This window comes from Thiohalomonas denitrificans (assembly GCF_900102855.1).
GTDB classification, from domain to species: Bacteria; Pseudomonadota; Gammaproteobacteria; order Thiohalomonadales; family Thiohalomonadaceae; genus Thiohalomonas; species Thiohalomonas denitrificans.
This window is the reverse complement of sequence record NZ_FMWD01000025.1, coordinates 1-2,738: the sequence shown is the minus strand read 5'-3', so window position 1 is coordinate 2,738 and position 2,738 is coordinate 1. Positions and strand designations below refer to the sequence as shown.

At 54.2% G+C, this 2,738-nt stretch carries 1 rRNA gene; it reads right to left on the bottom strand.

Annotated features, from left to right (window positions below):
• A 23S ribosomal RNA gene (locus BLP65_RS16515) occupies nucleotides 1-2,606 on the bottom strand; the annotation flags it as partial.
• Between the last annotated feature and the right edge of the window lie 132 nt (nucleotides 2,607-2,738).

Genomic DNA, 2,738 nt, shown 5'->3' with positions numbered 1-2,738 from the left:
CAGATAGGGACCGAACTGTCTCACGACGTTCTAAACCCAGCTCGCGTACCACTTTAAATGGCGAACAGCCATACCCTTGGGACCGGCTACAGCCCCAGGATGTGATGAGCCGACATCGAGGTGCCAAACACCGCCGTCGATATGAACTCTTGGGCGGTATCAGCCTGTTATCCCCGGAGTACCTTTTATCCGTTGAGCGATGGCCCTTCCATACAGAACCACCGGATCACTAAGACCAGCTTTCGCTCCTGCTCGACGTGTCTGTCTCGCAGTCAAGCACCCTTATGCCTTTGCACTCAATGCACGATGTCCGACCGTGCTGAGGGTACCTTCGTGCTCCTCCGTTACGCTTTGGGAGGAGACCGCCCCAGTCAAACTACCCACCACACACTGTCCTCGACCCGGATAACGGGCCGGAGTTAGAACCTCAAACATGCCAGGGTGGTATTTCAAGGATGGCTCCACCGGAACTGGCGTCCCGGCTTCAAAGCCTCCCACCTATCCTACACAAACAGGCTCAAAGTTCAGTGTGAAGCTATAGTAAAGGTTCACGGGGTCTTTCCGTCTAGCCGCGGGTACACTGCATCTTAACAGCGATTTCAATTTCACTGAGTCTCGGGTGGAGACAGTGTGGCCATCGTTACGCCATTCGTGCAGGTCGGAACTTACCCGACAAGGAATTTCGCTACCTTAGGACCGTTATAGTTACGGCCGCCGTTTACCGGGGCTTCGATCAAGAGCTTCGTCCGAAGACTAACCCCATCAATTAACCTTCCGGCACCGGGCAGGCGTCACACCCTATACGTCCTCTTACGAGTTTGCAGAGTGCTGTGTTTTTAATAAACAGTCGCAGCCACCTGGTCACTGCAACCCCCTTCAGCTCCACGAGCAAGTCGCTTCACCTAACGGGGGCACACCTTCTCCCGAAGTTACGGTGTTATTTTGCCTAGTTCCTTCACCCGAGTTCTCTCAAGCGCCTTGGGATTCTCACCCTGCCCACCTGTGTCGGTTTGGGGTACGGTCGCCTATGACCTGAAGCTTAGAGGCTTTTCCTGGAAGCTTGGCATCACCGACTTCACTCCCGTGGGAGCTCGTCATCACGTCTCAGAATGGCCACTCCGGATTTGCCTGGAATGACTCCCTACACGCTTAAACCGGGACTTCCAACACCCGGATCGGTTAGCCTTCTCCGTCCCCCCATCGCAGTCATACGCGGTACAGGAATATTAACCTGTTTCCCATCGGTTACGGTTTTCACCCTCACCTTAGGGGCCGACTAACCCTGCGCCGATTAGCGTTGCGCAGGAAACCTTGGGCTTTCGGCGTGCGGGTTTTTCACCCGCATTATCGTTACTCATGTCAGCATTCGCACTTCCGATACCTCCAGCATGCCTTACAGCACACCTTCGACGGCGTACGGAACGCTCCCCTACCATGCCAGTAAACTGGCATCCGCAGCTTCGGTATGTGGCTTAAGCCCCGTTACATCTTCCGCGCAGGCCGACTCGAACAGTGAGCTATTACGCTTTCTTTAAAGGATGGCTGCTTCTAAGCCAACCTCCTGCCTGTCTTAGCCTTCCCACATCGTTTCCCACTGAGCCACAATTTTGGGACCTTAGCTGGCGGTCTGGGTTGTTTCCCTCTCCACGACGGACGTTAGCACCCGCCGTGTGTCTCCCGTGATTGCACTTCCAGGTATTCGGAGTTTGCATCGGGTTGGTAAGCCGGGATGGCCCCCTAGCCGAAACAGTGCTCTACCCCCTGGAGTGAGACACGAGGCGCTACCTAAATAGCTTTCGGGGAGAACCAGCTATCTCCGAGCTTGATTAGCCTTTCACTCCGACCCACAGTTCATCCCCTAACTTTTCAACGTTAGTGGGTTCGGGCCTCCAGTGGGTATTACCCCACCTTCACCCTGACCATGGGTAGATCGCTCGGTTTCGGGTCTACTCCCAGCGACTAAGACGCCCTATTAAGACTCGGTTTCCCTACGGCTCCCCTAAATGGTTAACCTTGCCACTGAAAGTAAGTCGCTGACCCATTATACAAAAGGTACGCAGTCACCCCACGAAGGGGCTCCCACTGCTTGTACGCATACGGTTTCAGGTTCTATTTCACTCCCCTCTCCGGGGTTCTTTTCACCTTTCCCTCACGGTACTGGTTCACTATCGGTCGGTAGGGAGTATTTAGCCTTGGAGGATGGTCCCCCCATGTTCAGACAGGATATCACGTGTCCCGCCCTACTCGATTTCACTTCAATTGACCTTTCGCGTACGGGGCTTTCACCCGCTATGGCCACACTTTCCAGAGTGTTCCGCTAAATCAAAAGAAGCTTAAGGGCTGTTCCCCGTTCGCTCGCCGCTACTTAGGGAATCTCGGTTGATTTCTTTTCCTCCGGGTACTTAGATGTTTCAGTTCCCCGGGTTCGCCCCGACACCCTATGTATTCAGATGCCGGTGACCACCAAAAGGTGGCCGGGTTGCCCCATTCGGAAATCCTCGGATCAAAGCCTGTTTGCCGGCTCCCCGAGGCTTATCGCAAGCTACTACGTCCTTCATCGCCTCCTACCGCCTAGGCATCCACCATATGCGCTTATTCGCTTGACCATATAACCCCAAACAGTCTGGAATCATACGAACGAATAACACCTTGGCGGGCTTCCACTTTTCAGTAAAAACCCTATTAGCTGGGTTTCGGCGCGAATGCCGAACCCTTATCGCTGATGCTATGCAGCAACT